We start from the raw sequence: 14,304 nt of genomic DNA, 5'->3' as shown, positions 1-14,304 counted from the left end.
AAATAGTATGAAAAGCATTTTAATTGTAGCAATTGCCATCAAAATGTCAATTTTTGTTTGTTTTGGACAGGCAACTAACCCGGAAGAACCGACCACAATAAATGGGTCAGACTTAATCGTAAAACAATACATTCCCGATTTCACAAGTGTGTTTCCCAACCCGGAGCGCGGCTGGCACAACCGCCGTGATGTTGACGGACGTGGCGGAGACGACGACCGGGACTTTTCAGACGTAAAATCCGCCGGCCACACACTTCTTCACAGCTATTTGCGCCTGGATGATTTTAAAGAGACAGACCGGATACCCCGCTCCTACCTCAATAAACTGCAAGAAGCTCTCGATACCATTCGTGCACAAGGGCTTAAAATCATTTTGCGTCCAACCTATGTATGGAGCGAAATTCCTTCTGTTCCCGAATCGCGAATTCTAAAGCACATCGAACAACTCAGTGCGGTTATTTCCAACAATGCCGATGTAATAAATCACCTGGAGACAGGATATCTTGGGAAATGGGGCGAATGGCATTCCGGCCTCTACACCGATCTTAGCAACCGAAACGATGGTGATACACGCTACCGGATCATCAAAAAAATCCTCGAAACCACACCGGATAATATTCCTCTGGCCATGCGCTATCCGATGCATATCCGGGAAATTCTGGATGAACTTCCCGTGCCTGCCGGTAGTGAGCCACTGACCCAAATCCAGCGGGACCGGATTGGCCATCATAATGATTGTTTTCTTTTTAACGAAAACGACAGAGGAACTTACGCCAGGTTGAACATCTGGTTTGGCGATCAAACGCTGGCGCAACAGAAACAATATACATTTGATCTGATTACCTCCTACGGTGGAAACAAGATTGTGGGTGGGGAAACCTGCTCACCTGCAATTGACCGCATTGACGATACTCAAGTTGAGATGGCAAAGGCAAACTGGACAGAAATCAACATCAATTTTTGGGGGGATGCCATTGATATGTGGAAAAATCGTTGGCTGTCGGCAAGCGGCAATGACCCGGCGGAATCTGAATTTGATCGCATTTCACGCAAACTGGGATATCGTCTGCGACTGATCGACGCCACCTTCCCAATGTCGGCGACAGCGGGAGGCAGCTTTACAATTGCGGCGAATTTTAGCAATGACGGCTACGCCGGTATTGTCAAGTCGCGCCCCATCTACTTAGTCTTTGAGAACGATACCGACCGCTACAATATTGAACTGGCCAACGTGGACGTCCGGAAATGGGTAAGCGGCCCCGTTGTGCTAACCCGGCAAACAGTGAACCTGCCCCCAGGCATGAAATCGGGTACTTACAAACTGGCTCTTTGGCTGCCAGACGCTTCTGTCAGCCTGCAATCACAGCCTTGTTATTCTGTGCGCTTTGCCAACCAAAATGTGTGGGATGCATCCAAAGGGTACAACTTAATAACCGACTCGCTGATAATCAAATGATTTAAACAATAACGATATTGAAGTTTAATTAACCATGAGAAATAAAAGAATTATAATACCGGTTTTCCTTTGTCTGATAATAATAAATCTTAAATATGCACGGGCGCAAAGTTTAAATACGGTTTATCCACAAGAATATACGAATGCCTTACGGAATCCAAATAAAGGTTTTCTAAACAACCCAAATCAGTTAAATGATTATCCTTACCCAACCGTTGTCAGGGCGCGTTTTAAGTGGAACGAATTGGAGAACAATGAAAGTGATGGAGTTGAAAAGATTATAGCGCATTGCAATAATGCATGGAAAGGATATGAAGACCGCAACATCAGGGTGATTCCGCATGTTTATATCGACTGGAATGATCAAAATGGCAATGAATACTGGCCTCAGGATATTGTTGATAAACTGGGTTGCCCCACCTGGGATAAGCGATACTGGCAAAGTGATTTGGTAAAAGATCGCATTGTTAAGCTTATATACAAACTGGGAGAAGCTTGGGACAACGATCCTCGTGTGGCGTGGGTTAATACCGCAATTATCGGCTACTGGGGCGAACAGGAAAATCCGGTGGGCGTTAATGAGGAGGGGTATGTAGCCTTAATGGGAGAAGCATTCAAAAAAGTGTTCAAAAATAAAAAACTGGCTGTGCGCAACCAAAAATACTGGGATCCCGAAGGATATGAATTTGGCGTACAGTGGGGATCGTTTGCTCATCCTGGTCAAAAAAACGGTTCATGGGCCGATATACAGCGAACAAATGCTGAGGGACGCTATTTAACCGAGGTTGTTGCTGGTGAAGTTGCCTATAACTGGGGGTACGATAAGTTTGAACCTGTTTACGGGGAAAATCCTACTATTACACTTGGGACCGACCAGTACACAGATTACATGATTGATGTGATTAAAGAACTCCACTGCACAGGCTTATCATGGATAGCCAGTTATAAAACGGATGGATCAGATGGAACGGACCCGGCTGTGGTGAGGGCAAATGCATCAAAAATTCAAAAAGACTTTGGTTACCGGTTTGTAATTCCAGAGTTTTCCTACTCCTCCCGCGCCGATCAGGGAGATAGTCTGAAAATTAAATTTACAGTACAAAATACCGGATCAGCACCTTTTTATGCCAATTGGCAAACAGCTTTTGTTTTAATCGATGAATCGACACACAAAATTGTCTGGCAGCAGACATTGCCGGGTGTTGACTGCAGAACCTGGCACCCCGGTAAAAATTATAATTACATGACACATCAGTACGATGTATCTGCCCCTTTAAACGAAATCAGTGCATCGCTTGCAGTTCCCGATTCTATCGCGGCCGGCCAGTACATGGCAGGAATTACCATACTGGAACCTTTTTCCGAAACCCCCGGAATATTCTTTGCCGTAGAAAACTTTTTAAAAGAGAGTCAGACCCAGCCGCTTTGCAGAATCGCAATTGGAGAAGATTTAAGCGGCAGCCAAACAATAGATTCAAACCTGTTTGATAATCCGTTAAACGATGATGAACGTTACTACACTTTAACACCACAGGGTATAAGCTATTCGATTTCAAGCGAAACACCGGGAAAAAATCTGAAAATAACACCCGCCGGAGATTCCTATGTTCCAGGAACGGTGGTAACCCTGGAAGCAAAAGATGAATTGGGATTTCGATTTGTGTCGTGGAGTGGTGATGTATCAGGTAATGAAAACCCGATTACAATTACCATGGATGGAGATAAAACTATTTCGGCAAACTTTGAAGAGGTTCCGGTGTTCGATCTTACGTTAAACTCCACCAATGGATCGGTAGCGCTAAATCCCCCGGGTGGAAGATACAATTCTTCGCAGGCGGTAATTGTTGAAGCAATTCCCGACGATGGATATAAATTCAAAGGGTGGAACGATGACCTTTCCGGAACATCAAATCCCGACACCATTGTGATGAATGCCAACAAAACGGTAACGGCAGTTTTTGAGGCGCTTCCAACTTATACACTCACAACCCAAATTGAAAACGGAACAATTTCCCTCAATCCGGCAGGTGGAACTTACCCGGAAGGAACAGCGGTGAAAATAACAGTAACACCCGACGAGAGTTACCGCTTTAAAGGCTGGAATGGTGACCTTTCGGGCTCGGCTAATCCGGCAACAATTGTTGTGGATGGCAATAAAACAGTATCAGCAGAAATGGAAAAATACATTTACATTCTTGATGTACATGCGAATAATGGAACGGTGAATATTATTGCAGAGCGCGAACCATATACTTACGGCACGGGAGTTATTTTACAGGCAATCCCAGATGAAGGATACGAATTTGGTGGTTGGGAAGGCGATCTTTCCGGAATGCAGAATCCCACTTCAATTATTATGGATTCTGACAAAAACATAACCGGTGTTTTCAATCTTGCAACCAGTGCAACACACCTGGAAAATACATCCGCCCAAAGCAGGCTGGGGCAAAATTATCCAAATCCATTCTCCAAAAGAACCATTATTCCTTACCGGCTAAAGGATGTAACGCACGTTAAGTTAACGGTATCCAATATACTAGGCCAAAAGGTTGCTGACCTTATTAACGATCAACAAATTGGCGGGTACTACGAAGTTGAATGGTACGCAAAAGATAACAATGGGAACCAACTGCCCGATGGAATATATTTCATTCACCTTCAACCAGGTAACGGATTATCACAAGTTAAACAGATTATCATAAATAATTAGAAATAGAAATGAAAAAATCAGGAATCATCATGTCCATTGCTGTTTTAGCCCTGGCTTGCAATCAGCAAAAAAAATCAAATGAACAACCAACAAAGCAGACAACTGACATGAGTCAGTTCGAAACTATTGAAGACGTTCAGTATCCTTTTGAATTTAAATACGAAGGAAATCCCCTGAGCAGACTGCATGGCGCTGCCGACCCCGATGTACATGTTTGGGACGATGTTGTCTGGATGTACACATCTCAGGACAGGACTGTGGATTCAACCATACACCCGCATCATTACGCTGCCATGGATGGTTATCATGCTTTTTCATCAACCGATATGATTAACTGGACCGACCACGGAGAAATTTTACATTCCCGTGACGTGGAATGGGGCTGGGAAGACGGAGGCTACATGTGGGCGCCTGGCGCAGCACGAAAAGATGGTAAATATTATTTGTATTTTCCTCACCGCAATAAAAAAAATAAGTGGAGAATTGGCGTGGCAATTGCTGATTCACCGGCAGGTCCGTTTAAAGATTCAGGTCGCCCGATTGAAGGCCTGAGCGGAATTGACCCAATGATTTTGCAAGATGATGATGGAGAATACTATCTGTACAACAACCCGGGCATTGTGGCGAAGTTAAAACCCAATATGACTGAATTGGCTGAAGAAGTGCGAAAAATCGAATATGGGCCCGAAGAGGTAATGGAAAATGACACGCTACAATTTAACGAGGGTGCCTGTATGCAAAAAAAAGATGGCGTTTATTATTTCTCTTATACCAATTGGCACAACAAAACCTATCAGGGATTTTACGCCATGGGCGATAGTCCTTACGGCCCGTTTGAATGGAAAGGCCCTATGGCGCCAAAACCACGTGGAGCACAAGACCATCATTCCATCATAAACTTTAAAGACCAATGGTATTATTTCTACCACATTGCAATTCCGAATTTACCAAAGTTCAAAGAATCTCAGGGAAGAATTGCCTGTTTTGACAAGCTTTATCACAATAAAGATGGCACCATACAAATGGTGGAACATACTGGTGAGTAATTAAATAAAAATTTTCAATATTGCATTAAAGTCGCTCAAAATTCGTTTCGGAGAATTCTAAAAAAAGATTGCAGGTAAAACAATCTTCAGTTTTTGAACTGTAACCTGTCTAATTCTGAACAAAAATTAACACCCCAAATTTGCTGCAGAGTGTATTTTTGATTTTTATAATATTGGTTTAGTTGGAATAGGACAAATTCCTTCCCATTTCTGTTGATTTTGGGAAGGAATTTTACACATTTAAACATTTTTTCATTATTCCATAAAATTGAGAATTACAGATCAAATGAAAACATTAAAATTTCACCTGGCAGTTATTTTGTTTATCCTCCCATCACTGAATTTACAAGCTGAAAATGAAGTTATGGTAATTGGCAACCAAAACTCAGAACAAATTCAGTTTGCCGTTAATGAAATTCAGACGGCGTTAAAGAAAAAAGTTCGGGAATTTGTTTTTCATCCGGTTTCTCAAATAAAACAAATAAAAAGTGATGAATACAACATTATCTTGCTGAATATAAATGACAAGTCTGGCTCAAATCTTTTAAAAGAATTGAACGTTGAAAATATCGACGAATTAAAAGAGGAGGGTTTTATCGTTAACTTATCAGGCGAAAATGGAAGAACCATTTGGGTTTTGGGAAAAGATGATGCCGGGGTAATGTACGGCGGTTTCGAAGTGGCCGAAATTATTCGCTTGCGGGGATTTAACGCCATTGAAAACCAGTTGCAAAATCCGTACATGAAAGTCCGCGGAACGAAGTTTAATATTCCGCTCGATGTTCGGACACCTACTTATACCGAACCTTCGGATGCCGCCCAAATTAACATGGCCGAAATGTGGAATTTTGAATTCTGGAAAGAGTATATCGATAATCTGGCACGTTACCGTTACAACACCATTTCACTCTGGAACATGCACCCTTTTCCATCCATGGTAAAAGTACCTGAGTATCCTGATGTGGCATTGGACGACGTGCGCAAAAGTACCGTAGATTGGGAGGAAAATTATCCGCTGAATGGATGGGATTTTGATGCGCCAGAGATTGTGAATAATTATGAAGTCATAAAAAAAATTACCATCGATGAAAAAATAGAATTCTGGCGCAAAGTGATGGCTTATGGCAAAAAACGCAACGTTCAGTTTTTCATTTTAACCTGGAATATTTTTGATTACGGAGTGGATGGCAAATACGGGATAGATGATAAACTTGAAAATCCGGTAACCACCGACTATTTCAGGCAGAGCATCAAACAAATGGTACTCACCTACCCCGACCTGGCCGGAATTGGGCTCACCACTGGTGAAAACATGTATGCTTACACGGCCACCCAAAAAGAAGAATGGGCTTTTACTACCTACGGGCAGGGAGTTTTGGATGCGCTAAAAGAACAACCCGACAGAAAAATCACATTTATTCACCGCCAGCATCAAACCCAGGCAAAAGAAATCACAGCCATTTTTAAAGATGTGATGAAGAACGAAAATATCAACTTTATCTTCAGCTTTAAATATGCCCAGGCACATGTTTACAGTTCAACCAATCAGGTCTTTCATCAAAATTTTGTAAAAGATATTCAGAGTGAAAACCTGAAAACACTGTGGACCCTTCGCAACGACGATATTTTTTATTACCGGTGGGGAGCGCCTGATTTTGTAAGGGAGTTTATCAAAAACATTCCCTACGATGTATCAGAAGGTTACTATTACGGTTCAGACCAATATGTTTGGGGACGGGAATTTCTCGGAAAATACAGCGAAGAACCGCGGGAACTTGAAATTGTGAAGCACTGGTACCAGTGGATGTGCTGGGGCCGGTTGGGTTATAATCCGGATATGGAAAATGAACGGTTTACCGATGTCATTCAAAACCGCTTTCCGACAGTAAATGCTCAGGATATGTTTGATACCTGGCAAAATGCTTCCATGATTTACCCCTGGGTAAACGGATTTCACTGGGGTGCGCTCGATTTTCAATGGTATATCGAATCCGGTCAGTCGCAACCCGCTCCGGCAAACACTCCTTCAGGCTATCACGATGTAAACCGGTTTATTACCTTGCCTCCCCATAAAGGCACCGGTTATATTTCAATTCCCGACTATACCAAAGCATTCCTTGCCGGCACCGAAACGGAAGGAGAAACTCCGGTTGAAGTGGCTGAAAAAATTAATAACAGTGCTGACAAGGCGCTGGAATGGGTTTTTGGTCAAACAATGGAAATGGACAAAGAACTCCGCAATACAATTGATGACATCAGAACAATCGCATACCTGGGGAAATATTATGCCCATAAAATCCTGGCGGCAACGTATTTGTCGATTTTTCGTGAATCATTTCAAAAAGAATGGGTTGAAAAAAGTATGGAGGAATTGAACATTTCTGCAGGCTACTGGCGCCAGTATGCAGCGGGTTCGCTGGCAAATTACAAAACACCGTTGTGGACCAACCGCGTTGGGTATGTCGATTTGAAAGAAAATTTCCAATGGGCTGTTTACGACATTACGGTGAATGGAGGTGATGTTAATCTGCCGTCGATGAAACCCACTCCGGGAGGGACAATACTTGAGGCAGAAGATGCAAAATACGGAGAAGCTGATGTAGAAAACGACATTGATGGTTATACCGGAGACGGCTATTTAACCAAACAACCCGGCCACGCACAGAACCCGGTGAAATGGACGTACACCGCTGCTGAACCGGGCAGATATATTCTGGAGTTCAGATATACACTGGAACGCCAGCAAGAATTTTTAACGCCGCTTACAATTAATGGTGAAAAGGTTGATGAAATTGGCTTTTGGCAAACCGGTAATGGCGGGGCATGGGTTTGGCTGCGTAAAACAGTTAATCTTGAAAAAGGCGAAAATACAATTGAAATTTCCCCGGAGGGTTATGTATTCCTGGACCATTTGAATGTATTAAAGAACTTTTAAAGTGGAAACATGATGAAATTAACAAATTTAAAAATTATAATACCGCTGTTTTTTTTGATTTTTTTTGGTTCGAAACTTTTGGCGCAGGATGAATTAAACCAACCCAATCTCAGGTTTTATCTTTCAGAAGATAAATCATCGTATGCCGGAGCTGTTTTTGTCAATCAAATCTGGACCCGCTACATTTGGAATAATCCCGATGCACTGGGAAATGATATGGGAGGCGACTTTGATGTTGCCATTCGCCGGAGCCGGGCCATTTTCTATACTTATCTTTTTGACAAGGTTTTTATGTACACCATGCTGGGGTCTGACGGCCATTCCTTTAAATTGCAGGGAAATCCGGCAGTTTCTTTGTACAATGCCCAAACTGAATACATTTTTGTAAAAGAGAAATTTCACCTCGGATTTGGCCTCACTACCTGGAATGGGTTGTCGCGTTACAACAATTGCAAGTTACTGGAGTACCTGGTAGTCGATAATCCGGTTTTTGCTTTTCCGGTTGCCGGTCGTCACGACAAGTTTGGCCGGCAACTGGGAATTTATGCAAAAGGAACCATTTCTAAATTGCATTATCGTGCATCTGTTGCCAAGCCTTTCCGTTATGGGGTAAATGAAAATGACCAAATTCAGAAAGTTACCGAACGTTTGAACAGCAACCTGGCTTTGAAAGGGTATTTTTCGTGGCAGTTTCTGGATAAAGAAGGAACCTTGATGCCCTACATGACCATGAACAACCTGGGTCGCCAAAGAATTTTCAACGTTGGAGGTGGTTTTTATTATCATCCGGAAGCAATGGTTCAAAAAACCGTTGATGGTATTGATTATCCGGATATCTTTTTGTTTGCAGTGGATGCTTTTTTGGATATTCCGCTTACGAACGGAGCAGCTCTTACCTCTTACCTGGCTTTCAATAATTATAACTTCGGAGAAAACTACATTCGTTCGGCAGGGGCCATTAATGTTTCGCTGGCCAATCCAAATTCGGCTCTTGCGCAGGGTATAGGAAACTCGGAATGGGAAGTTGGAACAGGCCAGATTATTCGCGGAGAATTCGGGTACCTGCTACCCGGAAATGGGATGAAAAACCGGTTTCAACCCTACGGAGCTTTTTCGTGGAAAAACTTTGAGGCCTTAAACGAGGCATCAGTTCAATTTGATGCAGGCATAAACTGGCTGATGAATAGCCATAACCTGAAATGGACCCTGCAATATTCTTCACGTCCCATTTATACAGCGGTTGATGGCAATTCTAAATGGACCGAATCGAAAGGGCAGTTTTTGTTGCAAACTCAAATATATTTCTGATAAAAATTTTTCCTTTTACAGATAGTTCAAAATAAGCTGTTTTCTAAAATTTTCTGTATGAGTTTATGGGTTATGAATTCAACGATGCAGAATGTGCACCAATTTGAATTTATCTAATCATAATTTTTAGGAGTCGGATTGTCAGTGTCCCTTTAATTGAGAATGTATTAGAAGGAATCAATACTAAGATAATTAAAAAACAGGAGTATGAAGACAAAGCATACCCCTGCATAGCCAAATTGACATAGTTGTCCCGCCAGGGCTCGAACCTGGACTCTTCTGAACCAAAATCAGACGTGTTGCCAATTACACCACGGGACAATCATTAATGTCTTTTCGTTAAAGACGGTGCAAAAGTATAAATTTTTTTCTTTTCGGGGCTTTTGCCCGATTTTTTTTACCGAATCGCTGTTTTGTTACTTTTTGATTAACTCATTTCGAAGTTGGGGTATTTTTATAAAACTGTATATTTGTCCTGATTCATAAAAAGGCCAATGTACCGGAAAAATACAATCAACATAATTTTGGGATGGGTGGTGTTTCTAATTGCTTTTATCACCTATCTGTTTACCATTGAACCAACGGCCAGTTGGTGGGATTGCAGCGAGTTTATTATCAGCGCATACAAATTGGAAGTGGGTCACCCTCCTGGTGCGCCGCTTCATATTATTCTGGGCCGGTTTTTCAGTCTTTTTGCTTCCGATGTTTCACAGGTTGCATTTATGGTAAACCTGTTGTCGGCTTTGGCCAGCGCAGGAACCGTAATGTTGCTGTACTGGAGCATTGTTCATCTGGCCCGGAAACTTTTCCCCGAACAGCCCTCCAAAGCTGAACAAATTGTTGTTTGGGGAAGCGGTCTGGTTGGCGCACTGGCTTTCGCTTTTACCGATTCATTCTGGTTTTCGGCCGTGGAAGGTGAAGTTTATGCGCTTTCCTCTTTTTTTACCGCTGCTGTATTTTGGGCCATTTTGAAATGGGAAAACGAAGCCGGACAAAAATATGCCGACCGCTGGTTGATTCTAATCGCTTATTTAATGGGGCTTTCCACCGGAGTGCACCTACTCAACCTACTGGCCATTCCGGCAATCGGTTTGGTTTATTATTTCAAAAAATATGAATTCTCCTGGAAAGGAGCCATCTCGGCGTTAATCATTTCTGCATTGGTACTTACCGGAATTCAGTATGTGCTTATTCCCGACATCCCTAAACTGGCTTTTCTTTTCGATTTGTTTTTTGTAAACACACTCGGACTGCCTTTCAACACAGGTATGCTTGCATTTTTAGTTCTGCTCGCAGCAGGATTAGTGTGGGCCATTCGTTATACCCGAAAACGAAAACTGGTGGTTTGGAATACTGCAATTACGGCTGTTGTTGTCATTCTGATTGGGTATTCCACTTTTGCCCTGATTTTGATTCGCGCCGATGCCAATCCGCCCATGAACCAAAACCACCCTGATAATGCTTTTGCACTGCGCCGTTACCTGAATCGGGAACAATACGGAGACCGTCCTTTATTGTTCGGCAATTATTACAACGCACCTGCAATTGCCAGTTCCGGCGAGAAAAAATATTACAACCAGGTAAATGGCAGATACGTAGTTACAGGAACTTCTGCCTCGAAAACGGTTTACGACAGCCGGATGAAAACCATTTTTCCGCGCATGTACAGCAGCGATCCGCGTCATGTTGAGGTGTACAAAAACTGGGGAAACGTTAAAGGAAAACCGGTCAGGGTTCGCGAAGGCGGCGAGGTTAAAACATTGATGAAACCAACCTTCGGAGAAAACCTTCGTTTTTTCTTTACTTACCAGGTGGGTCACATGTATTTCAGGTATTTTATGTGGAATTTTACCGGCCGTCAGAATGATGCACAGGGGCATGGTAACTTTATGAACGGCAACTGGATTAGCGGCATTAAATTTCTGGATGAAGCCAGAATAGGCCCGCAGGATAATTTGCCTGATTTTATGAAAAACGAACCATCAAAAAATACCTATTATTTCCTGCCATTGCTGTTTGGATTAATCGGGCTTTTTTATCAGTATAATCACAGCCGGAAAGGAAAAGAAGGATTTGCTGTGGTGATGACACTCTTCATTCTAACAGGAATTGCCATTATTGTTTACCTCAACCAAACCCCCGTTCAACCCCGCGAACGCGATTATGCCTACACAGGTTCGTTTTATGCCTTTGCCATCTGGATCGGGCTGGCGGTTCCTGCACTTTTTTCGGCCTTTCAAAAAATAGTGAAAGGAGTTCCCGGAGCTGTTTTGGTCATTTTAATTTCACTGGGTTTGGTCCCGGGAGTGCTGGCCACTCAGAACTGGGACGACCACAATCGCTCAAACCGTTACATGACACGCGACTATGCCATCAACTACCTGGAGAGTTGCGCGCCAAATGCCATTTTATTTACGTATGGCGACAACGACACTTTTCCGCTTTGGTATGTGCAGGAAGTGGAAGGCGTCCGAACTGACATAAAAGTGATAAATATAAGCTATCTGAGCATGGACTGGTACATCAGTCAGCACCGGATGGCTACCTATGAAGCCAAACCTGTTCCCTTTTCGTTTGAGGAAAATCAATACTACACAGGTATTCGCGATGGTGTTTTCATCCAGGACCGGCTCAACCGGGCTGTCGATTTGCGCGATGCCATGGAGTTTATGGGCAGTGACGACGAACGCACCAAAGCCGAAACTGCCGGTGGCCAAAAGGTCGATTATTTTCCTTCCAGTGAATTTTACCTGCCAGTAAACAAGCAAAAAGTACTGGAAACCGGAACGGTTCAACCGGAAGATGCCGCTTTAATTTCAGACACCGTTCAGTTTAAAATTAACAAACGATACGTGACCAAAAGCGAATGGGCCGTATTAAACATGATCGCAGCCAATGACTGGGAGCGTCCCATTTATATTGATCACAGCCTGTTATATACCAACAACATCTTTTTTACCGACTGGCTTCAGTTTGAAGGACTGGCTTACCGTTTTGTGCCCGTAAAAACTGAAAGCCGTGCCATGAACATGGGACACATCAATACGAGTATTTTGTATGAAAATGTGATGAATAAATTTGTGTGGGGAAATGTAAACCACCCCGATGTTTTTTTGGATGATTACAACAAAAAAGCCATTCGCATTATTCAGGCCCGTTACATGTTTGCCCGCTTGGCCGAAGCTTTGGTAAACGAAGGTCTGAATAAAAAGGCAGAGGAAGTTATCGACAAAATGTTCGAACTGTTTCCCAACGAAAAAATGCCATTAACCTACGATTCGTTTCCGGCTGTTGAACAATACCTCAGGGCAGGAGCTATTGATAAAGGCATTGAAAAAGCAAGGCAAATGGCAGAAAACGGATTTGCCATGCTGAACTATTACTTTTCATTGCCGGAACATTTTGCCCGCGCGGTACAGGAAGAGCAGGAACGGGAAATGGGAAATATTCAAAACCTGCTGGTACTTACCCGGCCGTATAATTTGCAGGATTTAAACAGTGAAATTGATGGGCGGCTGCAGCAAATGATTAGCCGACTTTCTGATGAATTACAGTAAATGAATTTACCGGATTTCTTATGTTTGCATCATAAGCTTTCTCACCAGTTTTTTCCCTCTCGAAACAATTCCCGGGGTTGGATGCAACTCTATTTCATGTTCAATAATGGACAGCAATTCAGATTTAAAACCCGGTTCTTTTTCAGAAATATTGAATAAAATCTGCATGGCATGTACCCGGTTGGCAATGGGTTCGCTGGCCGAAGTAAAACATTCCAGACAGGAATCAACCAGTAAAGAATGGTATTTCCGGGAAAATTGTTGCTGGCTGATTATCTTGAGATAATGCCGTTTTTTGCTGCTGCTTTTTTCAGTTTTTAGCCGGAGGATCATTTCACAAATAAATGGAGCAATCAACTTCGGATGATTGTCGTTAATTTTATCAGCAATATAGGCTGCACGCCAGCTTTTGGGATGATTATTTTCAAATGCCAAATCCATCAACAGTTTTAGATTTTCATAATCTGTTTCCAATTGCCGGACAAGCAGCGGCAGATTTTCCCATGAAACAATCAGATCGAGCAGTTCTTCTTTGGTCATTTAAGTGTTTTTTGCAAAGATATCAGCTTCCGATTAATTATTTTTGGAAGATGATAAAAGTTACATGTGCCATTATTATTCAGAATGAAAAAATCCTGCTAACGCAGCGGGGCGAGCACCCGCACCATCCTTTTCAATGGGAATTTCCGGGAGGTAAAATAAAGCCCGGTGAAACCGAAGCAGATTGTATCCTTCGGGAAATAAAAGAAGAACTTGATCTTCATCTCGAAATTAAAGAAAAACTGGAGTCTGTTGTATTCGATTACGGTTTCAAAAAAATTGAGTTAATTCCTTTTATCTGTTTTATTCGCGAAGGAAAAATAAAACTAAACGAACATGTTGACTACAGGTGGATTCGTGTTCTGGAAGCCGGCATGATGAACATTTCGGAAGCCGACAAAAAAATCTTATTGGATGAAAAGAATTTCCTCCTAATCGAGAAATACATTGGGAAACAGGTGAATGATTCCCGATAAAACGGCAGCCCATCCCACAATGGAGCATATCATATAAAATACAAGATGCCGCCGGTGCCGATAATATTTTCGGGCAAGAAACGCACCCAGAGGAATGGACAAAATTACCGGGGTGGCAATAACAACTCCCCAATAACCATAGGTTTTTCTGAACCGCGCCAGAAAGCGGTTTTTGCGGGTAAATATTTTTAGTTTTTTGTTGACTTTGCTGTGTTTGCAAATTTTTTGGTAACGGCGTTTTATATGTTGAGGCACCAGCTTACAAATGTATGGCCA

The 14,304-nt window shown here is 42.5% G+C and carries 9 protein-coding genes and 1 tRNA gene; 7 read left to right on the top strand and 3 right to left on the bottom strand.

The features are described 5' to 3' along the window. The first annotated feature begins 7 nt into the window (after nt 1-7). The 5 genes from ACESMA_RS14230 (at nt 8) to ACESMA_RS14210 (ending at nt 9,455) form a co-directional block, all read left to right on the top strand. Nucleotides 8-1,456, top strand: a complete 1,449-nt coding sequence (locus ACESMA_RS14230; protein WP_372949512.1) for a DUF4832 domain-containing protein — start codon at nt 8-10, stop codon at nt 1,454-1,456. Nucleotides 1,457-1,490: 34 nt separating this feature from the next. Next, a complete protein-coding gene (locus tag ACESMA_RS14225; protein ID WP_372949511.1) occupies nt 1,491-4,166 on the top strand; it encodes an InlB B-repeat-containing protein in 2,676 nt (891 codons plus the stop codon). 8 nt (nt 4,167-4,174) lie between these two features. Beyond that, on the top strand, nt 4,175-5,212 hold the full coding sequence (locus ACESMA_RS14220) for a family 43 glycosylhydrolase (protein WP_372949510.1): 1,038 nt from the start codon (nt 4,175-4,177) through the stop codon (nt 5,210-5,212). A 286-nt stretch (nt 5,213-5,498) separates the two neighbouring features. Next, the gene (locus ACESMA_RS14215) at nt 5,499-8,147 is read left to right on the top strand and encodes an alpha-glucuronidase family glycosyl hydrolase (protein ID WP_372949509.1); all 2,649 of its coding nucleotides are present in this window, start codon (nt 5,499-5,501) and stop codon (nt 8,145-8,147) included. A gap of 9 nt (nt 8,148-8,156) precedes the next feature. Further along, on the top strand, nt 8,157-9,455 hold the full coding sequence (locus ACESMA_RS14210; protein WP_372949508.1) for a hypothetical protein: 1,299 nt from the start codon (nt 8,157-8,159) through the stop codon (nt 9,453-9,455). Between the two features lie 248 nt (nt 9,456-9,703). Here the strand turns inward: ACESMA_RS14210 and ACESMA_RS14205 are convergent. After that, a tRNA-Gln gene (locus tag ACESMA_RS14205) sits at nt 9,704-9,776 on the bottom strand. 173 nt (nt 9,777-9,949) lie between these two features. Here ACESMA_RS14205 and ACESMA_RS14200 point away from each other — a divergent pair. Further along, nucleotides 9,950-13,012: a protein O-mannosyl-transferase family gene (locus tag ACESMA_RS14200; RefSeq protein ID WP_372949507.1), complete on the top strand. Its 3,063-nt coding sequence runs from the start codon at nt 9,950-9,952 to the stop codon at nt 13,010-13,012. Between the two features lie 18 nt (nt 13,013-13,030). Here ACESMA_RS14200 and ACESMA_RS14195 read toward each other — a convergent pair whose 3' ends face one another. Continuing rightward, nucleotides 13,031-13,552 carry a hypothetical protein gene (locus tag ACESMA_RS14195; RefSeq protein WP_372949506.1) on the bottom strand — a complete coding sequence of 174 codons (522 nt, stop codon included), beginning with the start codon at nt 13,550-13,552 and terminating at the stop codon, nt 13,031-13,033. 50 nt (nt 13,553-13,602) lie between these two features. Here ACESMA_RS14195 and ACESMA_RS14190 point away from each other — a divergent pair, with 50 nt between their 5' ends. Continuing rightward, complete coding sequence (locus ACESMA_RS14190; RefSeq protein WP_372949505.1) at nt 13,603-14,028, top strand: (deoxy)nucleoside triphosphate pyrophosphohydrolase; 426 nt, start codon at nt 13,603-13,605, stop codon at nt 14,026-14,028. Here ACESMA_RS14190 and ACESMA_RS14185 read toward each other — a convergent pair. Continuing rightward, nucleotides 13,984-14,304: hypothetical protein (locus ACESMA_RS14185; protein WP_372949504.1), on the bottom strand; the 321-nt coding region annotated here is incomplete at its 5' end. The genes ACESMA_RS14190 and ACESMA_RS14185 overlap by 45 nt on opposite strands.

It is taken from the genome of Mariniphaga sp. (assembly GCF_041687215.1).
In the GTDB taxonomy this organism is placed as follows: domain Bacteria; phylum Bacteroidota; class Bacteroidia; order Bacteroidales; family Prolixibacteraceae; genus Mariniphaga.
This window is presented reverse-complemented; position numbering and strand designations above follow the sequence as displayed.